Source organism: Parablautia muri (assembly GCF_009917485.1).
GTDB classification, from domain to species: Bacteria; Bacillota; Clostridia; order Lachnospirales; family Lachnospiraceae; genus Suilimivivens; species Suilimivivens muri.
Genome location: NZ_QZDT01000003.1, coordinates 14,595 through 36,487, shown reverse-complemented (window position 1 = coordinate 36,487; position 21,893 = coordinate 14,595). Strand labels below are relative to the sequence as shown.

The following is a 21,893-nucleotide window of genomic DNA, read 5'->3' as shown; positions in this document are numbered from 1 at the left end:
AGCTATATTCAGCAAGATATGACAAATAGATACAAAATCAACTATTTTTTTTATTATGAACAAGGGTGAACAGTTTTCCGAAAATGGAAGTGTTTTTATAGAATCAATAAATTTTAAAAGATTATAGTTCTCTTTAAATGATGTTTTAGGTATACTTCCAAAGAGAAAAACTTTGTTACTTTTACCTAAAAATCAATAAGCTCTCCGAGAAACGTGACAGTGTTTGATTTTTATGTTAAGATAAATAAGAATAGATATTTTGTGGGAATACAAATTGACAGGCTGCCATAACAGGGAGGTTGAATTCATTGGAGAATAAAAATATTTACAGACAGGAAAAGATAGATGAATATCGCCTGAAAATGGGAAAGATTTTTCGGTATATTCCGTGGCTGGAAGAAAAGTCAGGGACCAAGCTGGTACATAATTATGAAGGGGAAAAAAGATTGACGCATTCTATCCAGATTCCGGTCTATGACAGCACGCTGCTTTCGTTTATAAAGGAAATGCAGGGAACCGGATTTATGAACCGCAATTATGTTTATGTTTATTCCCGCTGTGGCATTAAAAACGTGAAGGATGAGCTTAAAGTAATTGAACAGGCGGAGTTTGAAAATATAGAAGATATATTCGGGGTTATTGCTAAATATGTGTTAGGAGGCCTGACCAAGGGAGTTTTGTGGTCAATGGCTGTTGAAAACGGCGTGTTTTTAAGCGGACTTAAGAAGATAAAAAATTTGCTGGATTTCTGGGACCGAACCTGAGCGGAGAGACAAATGCTTTCGTACTACAGTCTGCGGGTATTGGCAAGAATGGGGATTATAGATGAGTGAAAAATCGGTACAGAAGAAAAAGTATATTGTAGAGACAGCGCGAAAAGTGTTTATGGAAAAAGGTTTTAAAACCGTTACTATGAAGAACATCGTGGAGGCATGTGAGATCAGCCGTGGGGGACTTTATCTGTATTTTCAGAATACGAGTGAGCTGTTTGAGGAGGTACTTAAGCTGGAACAGGAGGAAGCGGATGATGTGTTTGAGGAAGGCATTCCGGAAGGCGCCTCTCCATCTGATATTTTAGCCCTGTTTCTAAAGGAGCAGAAAAAGGAGCTTCTTAATCTTAAGCCGTCCCTGAATATGGCTATTTACGAGTATTTTTTTAACTGCAATATACCTGCAAAGGACAACCTTTTAAAGAAACAGTTTGAGGAGGCGGTGTATGTGATTGAAAAGCTGATCCAGGCCGGAAATGAAAGCGGTGAATTTTACTGCGGGGACCCCAGGGGAGCGGCAAGAAATATTATGTACGTGCTGGAGGGGCTGAAAATTGCCTCCCAGACCAGAGGCATCCAGGAGGCTGCGGTGGATCGGGAAATCTTGTATGTGATGCAGGGGTTAATCGGGGAAGATTATGAATAGAGCAGGGTTTTCCTGTTTGCGTTGCAAAATAGGATAAATCCGGTATAATGAAAGTGTTGCTGCACGTAACAGCATAGCTTTGGCAACTGTTACCGTCACAAATAAATTTGATATGGTGTCAGAAAAGTATAGACCATACCAATACAATCAATCAGATGGAGGATGATGAATTTCAACATGGGAAATGTAAAACGTATCTATGTAGAAAAGAAGGCGCCTTTTGCAGTGAAGGCAAGGGAACTGAAAGAAGAAATCGGCAGTTATCTTGGAATATCCGGCGTCCGGGATGTAAGGGTGTTTATCCGCTATGACGTGGAGAACATTTCCGGGGAAACCTTTGAACGCGCGGTAAACAGCGTATTTTCAGAACCGCCTGTAGATATTCTTTACAGAGAGGAAATTGAAATCCCGCAGGATGGACATGCGTTCGGCGTTGAGTTCCTTCCGGGGCAGTTTGACCAGCGTGCGGACTCGGCCATGCAGTGTATCAAATTCCTGAAAGAGGACGAGGAACCTATTATAAAGACTGCGGTTACATATTTGATTACAGGCAATGTTTCCCCTGATGAAATGGAACGAATAAAAGCCTACTGTATCAATCCGGTAGATTCCAGGGAAACGGGCATGGATAAGCCTAAGACGCTGGTTACGGAGTATGAGGAGCCGGCGGATATTGCAGTGCTTGAGGATTTTCAGGACATGCCGGAGGATAAGCTGCGCAGTCTATATGAGAGCCTGGAGCTGGCAATGACCGTTAAGGATTTTGAGCATATTCAGAATTATTTTAAGGGGGAGGAGCACAGAAATCCCACCATGACGGAAATCAGGGTTTTAGATACCTACTGGTCAGACCATTGCCGTCATACCACATTTTCTACGGAGCTTAAAAATATCGAGTTTCAGGATGGCTATTATAAGGCGCCTCTTGAGACAACTTACCAAAGTTATTTAGATACCAGAAGCGAGATTTTTGCGGGCAGAGATGACAAGTTCGTATGTCTGATGGACTTGGCACTGATGGCCATGCGAAAATTGAAAAAGGACGGGAAACTGCAGGATATGGAGGAATCGGACGAGATTAACGCCTGTTCTGTGGTTGTTCCCGTAGAGATGGATTACGGGGATGGGCCGGTTCATGAGGAATGGTTGGTCTTTTTCAAAAATGAAACCCACAATCATCCAACGGAGATAGAGCCTTTTGGCGGGGCGGCCACCTGTCTTGGGGGCGCCATAAGAGATCCTTTGTCAGGCAGGGGCTATGTGTACCAGGCTATGCGCGTTACCGGCGCGGCAGACCCTACGGTGCCTGTATCTGAGACGCTTAAGGGCAAGCTGTCACAGAAAAAGCTGGTAAGAGGCGCCGCTTTGGGATATTCTTCTTATGGGAACCAGATTGGCCTTGCAACGGGATATGTGAAAGAGATTTATCATCCGGATTATGTTGCAAAGCGTATGGAGATTGGTGCGGTGATGGGCGCCGCTCCCAGAAAAAATGTCATTAGGGAAAATTCAGCTCCGGATGATGTGATTATCCTGCTTGGAGGAAGGACGGGCCGGGATGGCTGCGGCGGCGCCACAGGATCTTCTAAGGTGCACACAGAGCGTTCCATCGAAAAGTGCGGCGCAGAGGTGCAAAAAGGAAATGCACCTACGGAACGTAAGATACAGAGACTTTTCCGAAGGGGAGAAGTCAGCAGGATTATAAAAAAATGTAACGACTTTGGGGCAGGCGGTGTGTCCGTTGCAATTGGAGAGTTAGCGGACGGCCTTATCGTTGACCTCGACAAAGTACCCAAAAAATATGCCGGTCTGGATGGCACAGAGCTGGCAATTTCCGAATCCCAGGAGAGAATGGCAGTGGTGGTAAGCCCGAAGGATGTGGAGGCCTTTCTTGCTTTTGCGGCGGAGGAAAACCTTGAGGCCATTCCGGTTGCAGTGGTGACAAAGGAGCCCAGACTGGTATTGAAATGGAGAGGAAAAGAGATTGTCAATATCTCCAGAGCTTTCCTTAATACCAATGGCGCTCATCAGGAAACCAATGTATTAGTAGATACTCCTGAGCGTGAAAAGAATTATTTAAAGCAGGTTGCAATTCCAGAGGTCCAGGCGCTTCTAGAGGATGGAGATATAAAGGGGGCATGGCTTAAGGTTTTAAGTGATTTAAATGTGTGCTCCCAAAAGGGCCTTGTGGAAATGTTTGATTCCTCCATTGGTTCAGGCAGCGTGCTTATGCCTTATGGAGGGAAATACCAACTGACAGAGAGCCAGACAATGGTAGCAAAGCTCCCTGTCCAAAAGGGAAAGACGGATACGGTTACCATGATGAGCTTTGGCTTTGACCCTTATCTTTCCTCCTGGAGCCCTTACCACGGCGCTGTCTATGCAGTGACAGAGTCCATGGCAAAAATCGTGGCAAGCGGCGGAGCGTTTGATAAGATCCGTTTTACCTTCCAGGAATATTTCAGGCGTATGAGCGGAAAGCCGGAAAGATGGAGTCAGCCTTTTGCAGCCCTCCTTGGGGCATATGATGCGCAGATTGGATATGGCCTGCCTTCCATTGGCGGTAAGGACAGCATGTCGGGAACCTTTAACGACATAGATGTTCCGCCCACATTGGTATCCTTTGCGGTGGATGTGGCAAAGGGGAAGAATATCCTTACGCCGGAGCTTAAGCAGGCGGGAGACGAGCTGATTCAGTTCTGGTTTGATAAAGATGAATATGACATACCTGTTTATGAGCATGTTATGCAGACATACCGGTTTATTACGAAGTGGATGCAGGAGGGCAGGGTAAAAGCAGCCTATGCTCTTGATGCCAGAGGCCTTTTGGCAGGCGTTTCCAAGATGGCCTTCGGCAATAAGCTGGGCGTTTCCTTTGAGGACGGGCTTAAGGCAATGGATTTGTTTGAAAACTGTCTGGGGGATATCGTTCTTGAAATGAGCCCATCGGATGCGGTAATACTGTTTGAAGAAAAAGAGGGAAAAGCGGAAGGCCTTAATTTTAGAAAGGTTGCAAAGGTCAGAGAGGATGATGTATTCAGCTTTGGGGATGTGACAGTTACAATGGAGGAAGCCTTAGATGCATGGAAGGGAAGACTGGAAAAGGTATTCCCCACCAAAGCGGAAAAAGGCGCTGAGCCTGTAGAATCCCCGATTTACCGGGCCAAACAGATTTATGTATGTAAAAATAAAGTGGCAAAACCTGTGGTATTCATACCGGTATTCCCGGGAACAAACTGTGAATATGACAGCGCCAGGGCTTTTGAACGGGCAGGGGCTGATGTGGTGACAAGGGTATTTCAAAACCGGTCCGCCCAGGATATCCGCCAGTCAGTGGAAATGTTTGAAAAGGATATAAACGGGGCGCAGATTATTATGTTCCCAGGGGGATTCTCAGCAGGTGATGAGCCGGACGGCAGCGCGAAATTCTTTGCAACAGCATTTCAAAACGCGCGGCTTAAAGAGGCTGTGATGAATCTGCTCAGCCAAAGAGATGGATTGGCTCTGGGTATTTGCAATGGTTTCCAGGCGCTTATTAAGTTAGGATTATTGCCCTGTGGGGAGATTGTAGGCCAGAAGGAGGATTCTCCAACCCTTACCTTTAACACCATAAACCGCCACATTTCCAAGATGGTTTATACAAAGGTGGTTTCCAATAAGTCCCCATGGCTGAGAGGAGCTGAACCGGGAGCTGTTTACGTCATACCTGCTTCTCATGGCGAGGGAAGGTTTGTAGCGTCAAAAGAATGGATAGAAAAGCTTTTTGCAAACGGGCAGGTAGCTACCCAGTATGCGGACATAGATGGAACCGTATCTATGGATGAGGAGTGGAATATCAATGGTTCCTATGCTGCTATCGAGGGGATTACTTCTCTTGATGGAAGATGTTTTGGTAAGATGGGCCATGCGGAGCGCCGGGGCGAGGGCGTAGCCGTCAATATTTACGGACAGCAGGATATGAAGATCTTTGAATCCGGGGTGGCATATTTTAAATAAAAGCCTGCCAGGGAATGAAGCTAAGAAAAATAGAATGTATCTCAAGAAACCTCTGAGGGCCTTGAAGTGGAAGTAAAATTTCATTTCAAGGTTCTTTCTTTACAATCAACCGGCTGGTGGAGCATATGGGAATGAATGATGATGGATAAGCATATATTTCCATAGTGGGGTGCTTGCCGTGATCAGAAGTAATTGGAGACGAATTATCAAAAAATGGGGCATAATAGGGCTGGTGTTTGCCTGTAGTATATGTGGGTTTATCAGTTTTTTCAGGAACAAGGAAGAAAAAAGCGGTGGAGCTGCAGGTATAAAAGAAACGATTGCCGTCTTCTTTAACCATCAGATGGAGCAGAGCTATTTTAAGCTGCCGCTTTATTTGGAGGAAAGCAGCAGGGAAAACAGTTCTCTTTTGAAAACAGAGCAGCTTATGGCAAGGCAGTTTCTTCTCTACAGCTATCTTCTCTATGAAGGGATGCCCGTAAAGGAGCAGGAGGATTCCCTTATGGCAGAGAGAATCAGTTATCAGGAGGGGACGGATGAAGATGTTAAAAATATAGATGAAGATAATCTGGATTACGGGGAGGATGCGCTTCATATTGAAAACAGTATGTTAGAGGAGATGGAGAGGGAAAACAGTATTCATCAGGAAGAAGATACGGTGCAGGAACCGGAGCCGGATACGGAAGACGCCCCGGCCCAGTATGACACGGTACAGGGATTTGAGGCGGCAGCCTACCCGGCCTATACCTATGACTGGTCGGAAAAATGGGATTATGAGTCGATTGTTTCCAACTTTTATGCGATGGATAATTCCACGATGCTAAAGGAAGAATATGTGGATTTAAATAAGCTGCTATATCAGGATTTGTCCGTAAATAAGGAGTCGGATGGGCCGCAGATTTTGATTTATCATACCCATTCCAGAGAGGAATTTATAGATTCCATACCAGGAGATTCCTCCACTACAATTATAGGAGCAGGAGATAAACTGGCTCATCTTTTAGAGGAAAAGTACGGATTTAAAGTGCTGCACCATACAGAGGAATACGACAGTGAGCGGGACGATGCTTATAATAAGTCTTTGCCTGCCATAACTCGTATTTTGGAGGAAAACCCAACGATTGAGGTGGTGATTGATCTCCATCGGGACGCGGTGGCAGGAGACCGGAAACTGGTGATGGATCTGCAGGGGAGGCCTACCGCAAGATTCATGTTTTTTAACGGACTGAGCTATGGTCGCAAAAGCGGCGATATTACATACCTGGAAAATCCTTATATACAGGATAACCTTGCTTTTTCCTTTCAGGCGCAGGTGGCCGCCAATGAATATTATCCGGGCATTGCAAGGAAAGTATACCTTAAGGCTTATCGGTTTAATATGCATTTAAAGCCTAAATGCATGCTGATTGAGCTTGGCGCGCAGAATAATACGGTGGAGGAAATTATGAATGCCTGCGATCCTTTGGCGCACATCCTTTCCATTGTCTTGAATGGCGGGATGTGATATGATAATATGAGGATAAAAATCATAGTCTGCATGTTTTCACAAAAATATGGATATTGGGTAAAGGATGAACAGCGTTTAGGAGGTACCTATGAGTATAGATCAAAGTAAAATCAGAAATTTTTGTATTGTTGCACACATTGACCACGGCAAGTCCACCTTAGCGGACCGGATTATAGAAAAGACCGGGCTCTTGACCAGCCGGGAAATGCAGGCCCAGGTTCTTGACAATATGGACTTAGAGCGGGAGCGGGGAATCACCATAAAAGCCCAGGCTGTGCGCACTATTTACAAGGCAAAGGATGGGGAGGAATATATTCTTAACCTGATTGATACACCGGGCCATGTGGATTTTAATTATGAGGTCAGCAGAAGCCTTGCCGCCTGCGATGGCGCTGTCCTGGTGGTGGATGCTGCCCAGGGGATTGAAGCCCAGACCCTTGCCAATGTTTATCTGGCCCTTGACCATAATCTGGAGGTCTTTCCGGTTATCAATAAGATTGACCTGCCCAGTGCAGAGCCGGATAGAGTAAAAAATGAAATAGAGGACGTAATTGGCATTGAGGCAATGGATGCGCCGCTTATTTCAGCCAAAAATGGGATAGGCATTGATGACGTGTTAGAAGCCATTATCGAAAAGATTCCGGCGCCTGGAGGCAATCCGGACAATCCGCTGAAGGCCCTTATTTTTGATTCCCTTTACGATTCTTATAAGGGCGTGATTGTTTTTTGCCGTGTTATGGAAGGCAGGGTTGCTAAGGGGACAAGCATTCAGATGATGGCTACCGGTGCAAAATGTGAAGTGGTGGAGGTGGGATACTTTGGCGCCGGACAGTTTATCCCGTGTGATGAGCTTACGGCCGGCATGGTTGGCTACATTACGGCATCCATCAAAAATGTAAAGGACACGGCGGTAGGGGATACCATTACAGATGCGAAAAATCCCTGTGCAGAGCCTTTACCAGGTTATAAAAAGGTTAATTCTATGGTGTACTGCGGTATTTACCCGGCAGATGGCGCCAAATACCCGGATCTGCGGGATGCTCTTGAAAAATTGCAGCTAAACGATGCATCCCTGCGTTATGAGCCGGAAACATCTATCGCTCTCGGATTTGGATTCAGATGTGGATTTTTAGGGCTTTTGCACCTGGAAATTATCCAGGAGCGGTTAGAGAGGGAGTATAATCTGGATTTGGTGACAACTGCCCCGGGGGTTGTCTATAAGGTGCGCAAAACGGACGGAGAAGTGATAGAGCTAACCAATCCCTCAAATCTGCCTGACCCTTCGGTCATAGAATACATGGAGGAGCCGGTGGTTTCGGCGGAAATTATGGTGGTTACGGAATTTATCGGCCCCATTATGGAGCTTTGCCAGGAACGGCGGGGCAGGTATCTGGGAATGGAATATATGGAATCCACAAGAGCGCTGCTGAAATACGAGCTGCCTTTAAACGAGATTATATATGATTTTTTTGATGCGCTTAAATCCCGTTCCCGCGGTTATGCCTCCTTTGATTATGAATTAAAAGGCTATGAGCAGTCAGAGCTTGTAAAGTTAGACATTTTGATTAACCGGGAGGAAGTGGATGCCTTATCTTTTATTGTCCATAAGGACAGTGCCTATGAGAGAGGCAGGAAGATGTGTGAAAAGCTGAAAGAGGAAATACCAAGGCATCTATTTGAAATTCCCATTCAGGCGGCTATTGGCGGCAAGATTATTGCAAGAGAGACTGTCAAGGCAGTGCGCAAGGACGTAATTGCCAAATGCTATGGCGGCGACATTACCCGCAAAAAGAAGCTGCTTGAGAAGCAGAAAGAGGGAAAAAAGCGTATGCGCCAGATTGGCAGTGTAGAGATACCCCAGAAAGCATTTATGAGCGTTTTGAAGCTGGATGATAAATAATTGCTGAAATAAGGAGTTTTGAGGAATGGAAAGAGGGGAACAAAAGTCATTAGGGATATATATTCATATCCCTTTTTGCGTGCGCAAATGTTTTTATTGCGACTTTTTGTCAGCGCCGGCAGGAGAGAGGCAGAGGGCAGATTATGTGGAAGCCTTGTGCAGAGAAATAGATAAGGAGAGCAAAAGGTATCGGGACTATACGGTAAATTCCATCTTTATGGGAGGCGGGACTCCTTCTTTGCTGGAAGGTGAAAGCATCAGCATGATTTTCAATAAAGTTCATGAGAATTATAAAGTGAGCGATGACTGCGAGATTTCTATGGAGGCTAATCCGGGCACTGTAACATGGGAAAAACTTGTAAATTTTAAGGAGACCGGGGGAAACAGACTGAGCATTGGGCTGCAGTCAGCGAAGAAGGAGGAACTGAAAGCCCTTGGACGGATTCACACTTATGAGGATTTTCTCATGACCTATGAAATGGCCTTGAAAGCTGGAATTTCCAATATAAATGTTGATTTGATGACGGGTGTTCCGGGACAGAGCGTTGAGAGCCTTTTGGATACATTACAAAGAATAACAGATATTGTGCAAATGCCTTCCCATATTTCTGCGTATAGTCTGATGATAGAGGAAGGCACACCCTTTTATGAAAAAACACCAGAATTGCCGGATGAAGATCTGGAAAGAGAATTAAATAAAATAACTGCTGATTTTTTACATAAAAAAGGATATCTGCAATATGAAATTTCTAATTATGCACTGCCTGGACATATGTGCAGACATAATACGGTTTATTGGCGCAGGGGAAACTATGCAGGATTCGGGATAGGAGCCGCATCCATGGTAGAAAATATACGGTTTCGTAATACCGGAGACAGAGAAAAGTATGTAGAATTCTTTTTGAATAACAAAAATAATTTAAAAAGAGACTGGAATGAAAAACATAAAAATTCGGGCGGATTTGAAACAATGAATAAAAATTCATATGTTTTGAAAAAGAATTTGGAAGAGGACTTGATAAAGGAGGATGTGCAGGTACTTTCTATTGAGGATCAAATGGAGGAATTTATGTTTTTAGGCCTTCGCATGAAAGATGGGGTATGTGAAAATGAATTTCTGCGGACCTTTGGAAAGAGCATTGACGAGGTTTATCCGGGCATTGTGGGTGAATTTTGCCGGCAAGGTCTGCTTCTATTAAGAAAGGAGCCCTTAACCGGAGAGAATTGGATTGCCCTTACCCCCTTTGGAATGGATGTCAGCAATAGAGTCATGGCAGAATTTTTGTTGGAAAGGCACTAGAGGCCCTCCAAAGTCATAGAATAATAAAAATGACTTTGGGGGCGCCCTTTGAAGACCTTTCAAAAACCATTATCAGCAGCGGAGGAAGCCCATTATATACAGGCGCTACAGAAGGGGAACCGCGATGAGGCTGCCGCGGCAAAGGAAATACTAATTGAGAGGAACCTGCGTCTGGTGGCCCACATTGCCAAAAAATATCAAAATGTTGATGAGGATATGGAGGACTTGATATCAATAGGCACGATAGGACTGATTAAAGCAATATCTTCCTTTGACGCGGGGAAAGGAAAACTCAGTACATATGCTTCCAGGTGTATTGACAATGAACTGCTTATGCTCCTTCGCTCTAAGAAAAAGAGCCGGGGGGAGGTATCCTTGTTTGAGCCCATTGGAACAGATAAGGAAGGGAACGAAATTAATCTTCTGGATATCATAGAGCACGAGCAGGATGACATTACGGAGCAGATGGCGTTATATGAAAATACCAAAAAGCTGGTTAAGCTTTTAGGAGAGGTGTTAACCGAAAGGGAGAGGCAGATTATTTGTTTAAGGTACGGGCTTGTGACAGGAAAAGAGGTGACCCAGAGGGAGATAGGGGAGCTTCTTCATATTTCAAGAAGCTATGTGTCACGAATAGAAAAACGGGCGTTATTGAAGCTGCGGGAGGGCTTTGCAGAGTGAAGGAAAGAACAGGAATATCAGAGAAAAGTGTACCAGACCTTCAAGTCGCATAATTTTTATAAAATTTTAATTGCTTTTTCTCTTGGTTTCGTATAAAGTAGGCATATCCTGTCAGGATATATTCGTTTGAAGTATATCCCATTGGGATATGTCTATTTTTCATCAATAAACAGGTACGCAAGTTGTTGCGACAGTGTTTATTTCAATTTTTACATTCTTGATAGCATGGATTCTTTTAAAATGATTCCCTTGAAAATTCAGGTAAAGGATACATTGGTCAGGTATAGTAAGGAGGGATTTTTTGTTTAGCACAATTTTGTCAGGGACGGTTTATGGCGTTGAAGGCAATCTGATTCAGGTAGAGGTGGATCTGTCATCAGGACTGCCCTGCTTTGTTATGGTAGGAAGCCTTAGCAGTGAGGTGAAAGAGTCGGGAGAGAGGGTAAGGGTTGCGCTTAAGAACATGGGGATTCGTATGCCGCCTATGCACGTTGCAGTAAACCTTTCACCGGCCGATTTGAGGAAGGCAGGCACGGGCTTTGATTTGCCTATTGCAATTGGAGTACTTGCTGCTATGGAAAAAATTCCGCCTGCATCAGCAGAGGGCATACTTGTAATGGGAGAGCTGGGATTGAATGGAGAAATCAGGCCTGTGAAAGGTGTACTGCCTATAGCGGCAGGGGCTTTTAAAGCGGGTGTCCGAAAGTGCATTGTACCGAAGGAAAATGCGAAAGAAGCCGCACTGGCAGGTCTAAAGACAGCAGGCGTTTTGGAACTGAGCCAGGTTATCGATTATTTAAAACTGTCAGCGCAGGAGCAGGATATAAAGCTGCCGCCGGAACAGATGGACATAAATTTGCTTTTGGGGGAGCTTGCGCAGGGGGATGGATATGAGGTAGACTTCTCAGAGATTGTGGGACAGGAAAGCGTGAAGCGTGCTGCGCTGATTGCAGCCGCCGGATTTCACCATTTGCTGATTAAGGGGCCGCCAGGCGGAGGAAAAACCATGATTGCAAAGCGGATTCCCACGATTTTGCCGGACCTTTCTTTGGAGGAAAATCTGGAGGTTTCCTCCATCTACAGCATTGCAGGTAAGCTTCCCAAAGGAAGCTGTCTTTTAAGAGAAAGACCTTTTTTAAATCCGCATCACACCATTTCTCCCCAGGCGCTTTCAGGAGGCGGGAAGGTTCCCAAGCCGGGCGTGATCAGTTTGGCGCACAGAGGCGTGCTTTTCCTGGACGAGCTGCCGGAGTTTAAAAGGCAGACACTTGATTTGCTGCGTCAACCCTTAGAGGAGAAATCCATACAGATTGACCGCAGTAGCGGTTCTTTTACCTTTCCGGCAGATGTGATGCTGGTGGGGGCCATGAACATCGCAACAACGAAATTGATACAATGGAAACCTACAAAATTGCTGGAAAACAAGGCATTTCAAGGTTTGGGCAGAGTGACCTATTGGATTTTGGGGCAAATTGCGGTAATATTGAGACAGCCCCATTGGATATTTTGCACCTCTTTTTAACGATAGCAGGCAATCGTTAAATGGTTGGAGAAAGATTGCTACATAGTGAAAGAGACTTTTGAGCCGGTATTTTCACACAGGAGATTATTATGATAACAACAGAAGAACTAAAAAGGGTTGAAGGGAACTATTTTGAGGTATTGCAGACAGGGGCATTTACGGTCACATTGAGGTCAAAGAACACAGGGCATTATTGGCACCTGATTGAGAGGGAGTATCCCACATTCCGACATTTCGTAATTTATCATAAGCATAATGCCTCTGATGAATATCATGCCCAAGGGACAGCTTGTAATCTGACGGCGGCAGTGTCTGGGATTAAGTCACATGATGAATTTCAGATGAACGGGCGAAAGAAAGCCTGGAAGGGAAAGGGGAGAATATGAAACAGAAGATTTATTTTAGTCTGGTTAATGTACGGAAGTATCTGAGGGTGGATAGGGTGACGGGAGAAAGTGAAATAGTGCCGGTTACGAATCGGAACGCCCTGACAGTAGAGCGTCATATGGAACTGCTCAATTTGAATGATGAAGAGCATATTTATTTGGAGTGTATAGAGGATAGCTTTGAAAAACTATAGTATTGAGTCCGTTTTTTGGGACACATATTCTGATATCCTTATCTTATAAAGAAAACCAACCTAGGGAAAGGAGCGGAAGGGTATGAGAATCATGAGCAGGAATTCATCTGATATGGTGTACCACAGGCCGGAGTGCCGGTATGTGGGAAAAATCCAGAAGAGGAACCGGATTAAGATGGAATGGGAGGATGCGGAATGGAAGGGGTACCGTCCATGTAAGTGTTGTGATGGCATTGAATTCCTCTATAAGCTGGAAAAGGGCAGGATTGAGAGGTATGCGGGGCAGTCCAACATGGATGTGGATTTAAAGGATAAGAAAGTCTATGTGCGGACGGATGTTGGATGCTGGAAAATCGTATATAAAATCAGGGAACAAAGGTTTATCCTTCTCCATAGGAACTATGTGAACGGGAGAATTTGCCTGGAAGATGTAGAAAAGGTGCCATTCCACCGCCAAGGCGATATGCCGGAGGCCGGAAGCATCATGAAGTATCTGAAATACATAAAGGAGCATGATGAATTCAAACAGAACGCGCCGAAGGATTACCGTAAACTGCCGCAGAATACGGAACGGCAGAAACTGTATTACAGGACTGCGAAGAAGCGGGAGGAGAAACGCAGCGCCAAAAGGCTGGACAGCCTGTTCCTGATGATAGAAAGGCAGGAAGGGATAAAACAATTGTCCTGCTGCTAACAGGGAATTAAGGCTTATCACATGGGTGTGGGAGGTTTTCAAACAGAAGATTGGCTAATATGGAGGTAATGATGCAGGAACAGGATAAACGTGCCGTAGAATCCATGTGCAGGTGCGGGCTTGATATTGATGGGGTTATTGCTGTCTTCCCTAAGTTTCCACGGGAAGACATTGTCCAGATATATGAATCGGCAAAAAAGAGGGATGGGGATTCTGGCAGGGAAGCAGGCATAAGCGTCAACTGCTCATAACAATCCTGCAGATATATGTGGGAAAAGGGCAGGGCTGAGCCGGTAATAGGAAGACACAGAAAGAGGAGACGGTAAAGATGTATGAGGGACTTACAGATATTTTAGGAGAACTTCCGCAGGGGGAATATGGGAGCTGGATTATTGACCATGAAAATGACGGGAGTCCGGAACATCCAATCCAGATGCCTTTTGTGTCGTATTCGGGACTTGTGAGAAAATTTATGGATGCAGTGTACACATTTGAAAAGAACCATCCGGAATACGGCCTGAACCGATATAGGGATATTCTGGAACAAAACGGGATCAAATGGGGGAGTGTCTCCATGGATGCCGTGGATGTTTCCGGCAAGGATGGAATATGTGTTATGGCCCTCTTGCTGGGGGCAGTCAGGGCGGAGAGGTTCTGCGATGGGGCGCTGCTTGGCTTCTTCCAGAAAGGGAGCATACAGAGGTGGCTTGAGCGCCTGAAAGAGATTGACGGGGGCGTCATAGGTACGAGCGATAAGATATTTGATTTAAGGAGGCTCCCGGCAATATTGGCAAAATCTAAGATGCTTACCGGCATAGAGCGGTATCGGTTCATCATGGAGAATGTGCGGCGGGTTGATGTGTCCCTGGATGAAGGTTTCCAGAAGACATATGAGAACTTTTATACGCTCGGCAGGTACCCGAAGGAATTCCGGCGGGATTATTTTGCGTATATGGAGCGGTGTAAAGAGACGGGGCTTTCGTTCGAAGACGCACTGTCATATTTCCTGAAATACGGAACACTGGAGGTTTCATTTTCGAGCAAGCTGGTACATACGCTTGATCCGGAGCAGCCGATATGGGACAGGAATGTCACGGACAGGCATTTTGGCTATAAGATACCAGCCTATGGAACAAAAGACAGGGAAAAGAAGATACTTGACCGTTATAAGCGGTACAAGAGGGATTTCCTTAACTATGTGGCATCCGATGATGGGAAAGCGGTCATCCGGGCTTTCGATGAGGCTTTCCCCAAAACAGGGTTTACAGATTTGAAAAAGGTGGATTTTGTGCTTTGGCAGGATGCCGGAGAAGAAGAGCAGAAATAACAGCCCCTGCAGATTCATGACGGTGGTGTGACACTGGTATCCATATTGCAAGCCTTATCATTCTATTGTATAATTTTCATATGGTTTATTGGTTGGGCAGTCTGTTTCTGAGGAGTGGGATTAATGGCAGAATTATTTGCATACAACGAAAAGGTCGAGACGATTTTTGACCTTATAGGCGACAGGGAAAATGATATAACCAAAAGCATAGCATGGGCTTTTGTGAAATGCCCTAATCTGCTGGAGAAGGTCATTGAGCATCTGCTCCATGTAAGCGTGGATGCGGGCAATGCCGTGATCCGGTACCAAGAATATGAAAAGGACGGGGGCATTACCGACCTGGAAATCACAGACAACCAAAAATTCTATATTATCATTGAAGCAAAACGGGGGTGGATTCTTCCGGGAGAGTCACAGTTAAAACTGTATTCGAAAAGGGAGGGGTTCGTCAGAAATCCTGCTAAAATGAAAGCAATTGTGTCCATGTCGGAATGCACGGAGATATATGCAAAAAAGCGGCTGCCGATAATACCAGGAACTACGGTGCTTCACCTTCCGTGGATGGTGATATGTGACCTCGCAGGGGGACTGCGGATAAAGACTGCGGGCAAACAGAATTATATTCTTGGGGAATTAGAGAGGTATATTAAAAGAATAATGACTACACAGAATAAGGACACAAATTGGGTATATGTTGTATCGCTTGGCTTGGGTGAAGTGGAAATCGCAACATCAGAAGGGAAAAAGGAAACCGCAGGAATCACATATGTGGATATTGTCAGGAAGTACAATAGGTACTGCTGCCCGATCGGCGGTGGGAAAGGCGGGTGGCCTAAGGAGCCGCTGACATACATTGCGTTCAGATACCATGGGAAACTGCAATCGATCCATCATATAGAAAAATATACTGTTACGGATAACCTTCACCCGTTTGTCCCGGAAATACCGGATACAGAACTTTCAAGGACGCATTTTGTGTATGAGCTCGGACCGGCAATCACACCGCCAAAGGATGTCCGCACAGGGGACAAAATTGTGATGTCGAACCGTGTATGGGCGCAGCTTGACACGCTCCTTACATCGGATACGATTACAGAGGCAATGGAGATTTCAAAGGCGAGAAATACATAACAGTGGGCAAATATTCTGTGGATTCTAAGCATTGCCTGTAATCTGTAAGAGAAAAAGGAGAGGGGATTATCGTTCATGCAGGTTTGGAATGTGAGATAATCCTTTACCCGTGTTGGAGGATATAAAGTGGTCAGCTTATTTGACAGCGGGGCAGGGGCATATTATCCATCATATATGCTTATGAAAATGGACTCATCATTAAATTTTGATAATTTTGAAGGGAATAGGGATGAGCAGAAAGGCACGTTTATGCATGAATACTGCCACTTTATCCAAGATGTGTCCACGACATATGGCTATATGACATATAACTATAATTTGCAGGAACTGCTGCTTAAATTGAATCTTATTGAAGTCGGAGAGGATAATGAAGTCCAGCAAAATAGGGATTATTACACATTTTTTCGGGGGTATGACAGCATAAGGGACAGCCTTGTGGTTATAAATAAAATCAGTATTGAGGAAGATCCCGACTATAAAGCCGAATATGGGGAATCGGATTGGGAGTATGTGAAGGTGGTTTATAACGGAAATAAAGAATTTGTTTTCGGAGGAGCGTGTATTGCGGAAAGTATGGCATATCTGTCAGAGAAGAGACTTTATGAAGTTAAAGTGCGTGAAAATGAGTTTCCATATAATATTTGCCAGCTAATATGTGAGAAGGAATACCCCGAGATGGCTGATGACATGATTGTGTTGGCCTTATGTGAATTTGCATTGCTGGAGTGTAATTCTGGCGTATTTTTTGTGAAGTTGCTTCGGAAAATGAAAAGGGATAAATTTTTAACCAAAGATGTAAGGATACTGGAAAAGTATGTTTCAGAAAATTATAATATTGGATTCAGAGGGAGAAAGCAGAGAATAGAGGATATCCTGGCGTGTTTATACCCGGGGGAAATACCTGAGTTTAAAGATATTAGGGAGTGGATTATATCAAGATTTGAGTTAGGGTGCGAATTGAGAGATCAATCGAATATATTTCTTAGCCTATGCCTATTTTCTGAAGATGCCCATATAAGATATGGATGTATACAGACGGTGATAAATCTTCTTGAGTTTCCGATTATGCTTGATAATCGAAATTACTTTTATTCAGGTGCATATAAAGGCGGGAAAGATATAGAAACCCGATATCTGCTGGGGCCATTTGTTTTGTACGAAATGCTTGACGAAGATGGTAGATTAGTTGAGAAAGAATGCCCGCTATTGGAAATTTGTAGCAGCATGGATGGATATCGAGGGTGTAAATATTCCCATGATGCTGAGTATTTGGTCTGCGATGACAATTGTATGCTGAACCTGTTTTGCAAATTATATGGCATCGCCTTTGGATAGTACCATTGAACAATAAGAGGTGCCTTAATTTATGGGGAGGTAATGCTATGGATGTTTTATCACCTGAGCAACGACACAAAGTTATGCAAAATATCAAGTCTAAGGATACATCTATTGAAATTCAGTTACGGAGAGCATTGTGGCATAAAGGGTATCGCTATAGGAAGAATTACAAAATTTTACCAGGGACACCGGATATCACACTTACTAAGTACAAAATTGCGGTTTTTTGTGATAGTGATTTTTTTCATGGGAAAGATTGGTGCCAAGTGCTTAGACCAAGACTGGAAAAAGGGAGCAATCCGGAATATTGGATTAAAAAGATAGAAAGGAATATGGAGAGGGACTCTGAAAATGATAAGGCATTACTTTTTTTAGGCTGGACAGTTATCCATTTTTGGGGCAGTGAGATACAGAAGAATATGGATGAATGTGTTAAAGTCATAGAGGAAAGTATTTTTGACAATATGGTTGATTCTTTTGATAGTGTGTGAAAGGTCAAGCTAAGTACTATATTTGGGTAAAGGTTTGTTTTTCCTTGTGTATAAGTGCAATTTGTCATATAATGTTTATTTATAAATCAACCACAAATTAAGGTGAGAATATATGTAATGTAGGAGGACGTGTAATGAAAGCGGCAGGAATTTACAGTGAATTATGCCAATTCCGTAGTTCGAATGGGAAATGTGGGAAGGCACCCGTGCAGTTAGAGCAGGAAGGCGTTAAAAAAATTGATATTGAAGATAATGGCGCGGATGTGATTTCGCATACAAAATACGTGGGAGAAGATGGTGGTGCAGTAGAGGAAGTGATTACTTCTTATGACCATAGCCGGACATTCGAGCTTCGCCCTGATACCAACCATTTCGACATTAGTCTTATTGACGAAACCGGTAAACAAGTAAGTGAGAGTCATTATATGCAAATGGATACGATGTAAGGGTGTAATAAGAGACAGGTCGAATGAAGAAAAAGGGCGTATAATAATGTACATTTTGTCGAATCAGTGATATAATGTTTTATCATTGATAGGGGGTGGCAATATGGGTGTTTCGGTTGCCGAATATTATGGACAGAGAACAGATGTGGATGTACCTACGATTCAGCCTATTGCAGGGGTAGGCATTTGTCCATTTTCTTCAGGGAATACTTGTAAAAAACTTAAAAGCGGTAACCCGCCGGTCTGTTCTGTCAGAAAACCAGATGGCACTATGTGGATTGTTTGCTCTGATAGACTTTGCAATACAAAAAAGGATTTACCCTTATGTCAGCATCAGCAGGAAATACTGCTTGACATAGCACGCCATTTGTTTGGGCCGGGCGTAACACCTGATCAGGTATGTGTGAAGCGTGAAGAACGGTTGAACGTGGTAGAAGGGACAAAATATAATGCCGATTACATAATATCGCTTGATAGTGGGCGATCGGATTATTCTGGACCGGATAGAATGGTTCTTGAAATGCAGGGCGGGGGTGAGACTTCCAATACGGGAAGAATTACCGATTTGCTGAGAATCTGGGAAACAAATCCTAATCGTACAAATGCTCTTTTACGGACGGAGACAGAGGCATCTACATTAGAAACTAACGCATGGAGGCGGCAGCAGGAGCAATTTATTGTTAAAGGCAATATTGCTATGAAGACTTGGAAAGGTTATGGAATAGCTTTCTGTGTTGGTACAGTGCTGTATGATTATTTGATGAATAAATTAGCTTCAGCCAACTTGCCGGACTTGAAAAACTATAACTGGACACTGGCAATCATCGCGATTAAGGAAGATAATTCAACCCCTGCTGTTGCAGGACCTATTCCAATAATGGTTGATGAAAACAGGATGCTATTTACAAATTACCAGACGTTTGTGCAGGCACTGATAAATCAGGGAGAGCCATCTCTTAATGCATTTCGCGGCGAGTTTATAAATTTGAACAACCAACAAGTGATTATACCATAAATGGAAAAACGAGCGTTCCTTTTGATTGGAAACGCTCGTTCATTTTAGCTATTAAATTCAGGATAGTATTTTTTATCTGCTTCGATTATGCGAGAAGCAATCCATTCGATTACTGGTACACATACGGCATTGCCTATTGCTCGGTATCGGTTTCCGTCCATCCGACTGGAAAGCCCTGAAGCTGTTCGCACTCGGAAGGGAGCATCCGTCTGACATATAGCATCCGAGCTTCCTCTGGAGTCGAGAGTATAAGTTTCTCCATCGTTTCGGTAACCTTTTCCTTGTGGCCCTGCACTTGCTCTTCGGCCAATGCCTGCATGCTGGATAGAAAAGAGATTTGAGCCTGGTAGGCTTTCATCATTGCCGGAGGCAATGAAGTTTCGCGTTCTGTTGCCCTCGCTATTAGGGACTGGATTTGCTCCGGGTTCAAAAAGTACCTCAGCGGCGCCGATGGTTCCACGACTTGCGACAATGTACGTTCTTCGACGGCGTTGCGGTGTTCCAAAGAATTTTGCATCCAATACTCTCCATGAAACACCATACCCGAATTCATCCAATGTTGAGATGACGATTTTAAAGTCTTCACCTTTTGCGCTGTTAAGAAGTCCGGGAACATTTTCGATAAATACCCAGCGAGGCCGTTTTTCTTTGATGAGTTCCGCATACTTGTAGAAGAGCCCACTTCTTGATCCCTCCAATCCTTTTCTCTTTCCTTGGTTTGCTAATGATAAATCCTGGCATGGGAATCCACCTACAAAGATGTCTGCATCAGGAATATCAGCCCCATTGACTTGTGTTATGTCATGGGTGAGTAATGTGTTTGGCCAATGTTGCTTAAGAATTTTTTGACCAAAGGGAAGTACTTCACATTGGAAAATTACTTCCATTCCGGCACGTTCAAAACCTAGATCAATGCCTCCAATGCCGCTAAAAAAAGAAGCTACTCTCATGATTAGGTCTCCTTTGATGATTCGGATTCTTTTATAGTGCGTGCTGCTTCCATAAGGGCAGTCCTACGCACGAATTCAGAATAAGAAGAATAGTTTTGTAACAAGGCTGCTTTCTTCAGCTTTTCCAACTCTTCAGTACTTACCCGGATGCTCATAGAAATTGATTTATTCATATTCTTACCTCCGTCTCGTATTTTACCTCTTTTGTGCTACAATGTCAATGCTTTCGGCCACGTTGCCGCAATTACAATTTATGATTTTGAAAATTGGCAATCTCGATATTTGTAAAAAATATGATATTAAGGTGAAGCTGAACAAACTTTAGAATGCTCCCGTTTAACATGTAAATGCGGGTAAGGTATAAGGTTATGTTATTTATTAAGAATCTTCTGATAGGCCTCAACAAGGATGTTGTAGGTTTCTTCGTCATAAACACCGCTGTCGCGCTTCTCGAACGCATCAATAAACTTCTGAAGGAACTGATTGATTTTGATATTGTCATGAAGCTCATTTCCATCTACCCGCACCTCGTTATTCAATTCCTCAAGGCGAAATTCATCAAAATACGGTGGTGCGTAGATATAATTTGGGAAATAGAAAGCATCATATTTAACTTTCTTGTCTTCAAAATGCTCATCATCAATAGAATAACAGACTTCGACTCTTTCTGTGACTTCGTGATCGAAGTGGACGATGGAGTAGTGTGAAATTAGTTTCATGAAGAAATCACAAATGGATTTCGGAGATGGGGAGGGAGCCGTTTGGCTTCGCCCCGCTAGTTCATCAATGGATTGCTCAAAGTAATCGGCAATCTTACAAATCTGTTTAAAACTGAAGCAACGCGAGACATCCTTAGGGTTAAGGCACTTATTTACATTAGATTGGGACATGTCAATTATTTCACCGAGCTTTTCCTGAGTCACATTGTTTTCTTCCATGAGTCTACGAATATTCTCCTTAAGAATTTTAAAATTCGTTTTAGTCATAACATATTACTCCTTATCATATTTGTCTTGAAAATTCATGTCTATGAAAATCTGGAATATATCATAACACACCATTTATAATTTTTCTATCAGCAAACGTTAAAATTTACTATTTTATAAGCCCATCCTCAAAACAAACAATGGAGAAGCAATTTTACAGGGAGAAAGCGGGAGCTACGCATAACATTTTCACTGGAATCTGTATTCCGCTACAATCTGACAAAAGTGATAGAAGAAATACAGCGTTGCAGATGCATTTTGAAACTGGAAACATATTCCAGAGTTAAAGAATGGAGATGAAAGCTGGGAAATCAGAAAAGTCCAAAGCAGCAGTCTGTTTTATATATAAATTTGGATATTGAGATGGGCTGGGCATGAAAAAGCCTGTTCCATCTGAATACCCAATAATAGGTATTCTGCTTTAAGTCCGCCGGACTATAACGGCAAGGTACTTTGAAAAAATCACATTGTGTACGGGAGGCCTACCGGGCAAGGTGTGTTTATACCATTACCAAATTAAGTCACAGGCTATGTGACAGTAATGGGAAGACAGCCTTACTTGTAGTGCCTCCTTTTTTGATGCCTTCAGTCTTGCTGCCTTTTGGGATGAACC

21 protein-coding genes are annotated in these 21,893 nt (G+C 43.7%); 18 read left to right on the top strand and 3 right to left on the bottom strand.

Annotation, left to right across the window (positions count from 1 at the left end; translation table 11 throughout):
• Positions 1 to 308: 308 nt before the first annotated feature.
• From D5281_RS03345 to D5281_RS03260, 18 genes are all read left to right on the top strand, one after another.
• Positions 309 to 764 (top strand): hypothetical protein, encoded by a 456-nt coding sequence (locus D5281_RS03345; RefSeq protein ID WP_160558741.1) that lies wholly within the window; start codon positions 309 to 311, stop codon positions 762 to 764.
• A 61-nt stretch (positions 765 to 825) separates the two neighbouring features.
• Positions 826 to 1,416, top strand: a complete 591-nt coding sequence (locus D5281_RS03340; protein WP_160558740.1) for a TetR/AcrR family transcriptional regulator — start codon at positions 826 to 828, stop codon at positions 1,414 to 1,416.
• A gap of 177 nt (positions 1,417 to 1,593) precedes the next feature.
• Positions 1,594 to 5,412, top strand: coding sequence for a phosphoribosylformylglycinamidine synthase (locus tag D5281_RS03335; protein ID WP_160558739.1), 3,819 nt, complete (start codon positions 1,594 to 1,596; stop codon positions 5,410 to 5,412).
• Positions 5,413 to 5,590: 178 nt separating this feature from the next.
• Positions 5,591 to 6,916 (top strand): stage II sporulation protein P, encoded by a 1,326-nt coding sequence (locus D5281_RS03330; RefSeq protein WP_160558738.1) that lies wholly within the window; start codon positions 5,591 to 5,593, stop codon positions 6,914 to 6,916.
• Positions 6,917 to 7,007: 91 nt separating this feature from the next.
• A complete protein-coding gene (lepA, locus tag D5281_RS03325; RefSeq protein WP_160558737.1) occupies positions 7,008 to 8,819 on the top strand; it encodes a translation elongation factor 4 in 1,812 nt (603 codons plus the stop codon).
• A gap of 25 nt (positions 8,820 to 8,844) precedes the next feature.
• On the top strand, positions 8,845 to 10,119 hold the full coding sequence (gene hemW / locus D5281_RS03320) for a radical SAM family heme chaperone HemW (protein ID WP_160558736.1): 1,275 nt from the start codon (positions 8,845 to 8,847) through the stop codon (positions 10,117 to 10,119).
• A gap of 48 nt (positions 10,120 to 10,167) precedes the next feature.
• Complete coding sequence (gene sigK / locus D5281_RS03315) at positions 10,168 to 10,800, top strand: RNA polymerase sporulation sigma factor SigK (RefSeq protein ID WP_160558735.1); 633 nt, start codon at positions 10,168 to 10,170, stop codon at positions 10,798 to 10,800.
• 301 nt (positions 10,801 to 11,101) lie between these two features.
• Positions 11,102 to 12,322 carry a YifB family Mg chelatase-like AAA ATPase gene (locus D5281_RS03310; protein WP_160558734.1) on the top strand — a complete coding sequence of 407 codons (1,221 nt, stop codon included), beginning with the start codon at positions 11,102 to 11,104 and terminating at the stop codon, positions 12,320 to 12,322.
• Between the two features lie 89 nt (positions 12,323 to 12,411).
• Complete coding sequence (locus D5281_RS03305) at positions 12,412 to 12,708, top strand: hypothetical protein (protein WP_160558733.1); 297 nt, start codon at positions 12,412 to 12,414, stop codon at positions 12,706 to 12,708.
• Positions 12,705 to 12,902, top strand: a complete 198-nt coding sequence (locus tag D5281_RS03300; RefSeq protein WP_160558732.1) for a hypothetical protein — start codon at positions 12,705 to 12,707, stop codon at positions 12,900 to 12,902. The genes D5281_RS03305 and D5281_RS03300 overlap by 4 nt, the downstream gene beginning before the upstream one ends.
• Positions 12,903 to 12,984: 82 nt before the next feature.
• Positions 12,985 to 13,596, top strand: coding sequence for a hypothetical protein (locus D5281_RS03295; protein WP_160558731.1), 612 nt, complete (start codon positions 12,985 to 12,987; stop codon positions 13,594 to 13,596).
• Positions 13,597 to 13,655: 59 nt separating this feature from the next.
• A complete protein-coding gene (locus D5281_RS03290) occupies positions 13,656 to 13,847 on the top strand; it encodes a hypothetical protein (RefSeq protein WP_160558730.1) in 192 nt (63 codons plus the stop codon).
• Positions 13,848 to 13,924: 77 nt separating this feature from the next.
• Complete coding sequence (locus D5281_RS25385; protein WP_277935146.1) at positions 13,925 to 14,923, top strand: DUF6508 domain-containing protein; 999 nt, start codon at positions 13,925 to 13,927, stop codon at positions 14,921 to 14,923.
• A gap of 123 nt (positions 14,924 to 15,046) precedes the next feature.
• A complete protein-coding gene (locus D5281_RS03280) occupies positions 15,047 to 16,054 on the top strand; it encodes a PD-(D/E)XK nuclease family protein (RefSeq protein ID WP_160558729.1) in 1,008 nt (335 codons plus the stop codon).
• Between the two features lie 126 nt (positions 16,055 to 16,180).
• Positions 16,181 to 17,389: a hypothetical protein gene (locus tag D5281_RS03275; RefSeq protein WP_160558728.1), complete on the top strand. Its 1,209-nt coding sequence runs from the start codon at positions 16,181 to 16,183 to the stop codon at positions 17,387 to 17,389.
• A gap of 47 nt (positions 17,390 to 17,436) precedes the next feature.
• The gene (locus D5281_RS03270; RefSeq protein ID WP_160558727.1) at positions 17,437 to 17,883 is read left to right on the top strand and encodes a very short patch repair endonuclease; all 447 of its coding nucleotides are present in this window, start codon (positions 17,437 to 17,439) and stop codon (positions 17,881 to 17,883) included.
• Between the two features lie 134 nt (positions 17,884 to 18,017).
• The gene (locus D5281_RS03265; protein WP_160558726.1) at positions 18,018 to 18,329 is read left to right on the top strand and encodes a hypothetical protein; all 312 of its coding nucleotides are present in this window, start codon (positions 18,018 to 18,020) and stop codon (positions 18,327 to 18,329) included.
• 103 nt (positions 18,330 to 18,432) lie between these two features.
• Entirely contained in the window at positions 18,433 to 19,344 is a 912-nt protein-coding gene (locus D5281_RS03260; RefSeq protein WP_160558725.1) for a restriction endonuclease, read from the top strand.
• 44 nt (positions 19,345 to 19,388) lie between these two features.
• Here the strand turns inward: D5281_RS03260 and D5281_RS03255 are convergent, their stop codons facing one another.
• The 3 genes from D5281_RS03255 to D5281_RS03245 all read right to left on the bottom strand — a co-directional run bounded on the left by D5281_RS03255 (position 19,389) and on the right by D5281_RS03245 (position 21,280).
• Positions 19,389 to 20,294, bottom strand: a complete 906-nt coding sequence (locus D5281_RS03255; RefSeq protein ID WP_160558724.1) for a DNA cytosine methyltransferase — start codon at positions 20,292 to 20,294, stop codon at positions 19,389 to 19,391.
• A 2-nt stretch (positions 20,295 to 20,296) separates the two neighbouring features.
• On the bottom strand, positions 20,297 to 20,467 hold the full coding sequence (locus D5281_RS03250) for a type II toxin -antitoxin system TacA 1-like antitoxin (protein ID WP_160558723.1): 171 nt from the start codon (positions 20,465 to 20,467) through the stop codon (positions 20,297 to 20,299).
• A 198-nt stretch (positions 20,468 to 20,665) separates the two neighbouring features.
• On the bottom strand, positions 20,666 to 21,280 hold the full coding sequence (locus tag D5281_RS03245; protein WP_160558722.1) for a helix-turn-helix domain-containing protein: 615 nt from the start codon (positions 21,278 to 21,280) through the stop codon (positions 20,666 to 20,668).
• Between the last annotated feature and the right edge of the window lie 613 nt (positions 21,281 to 21,893).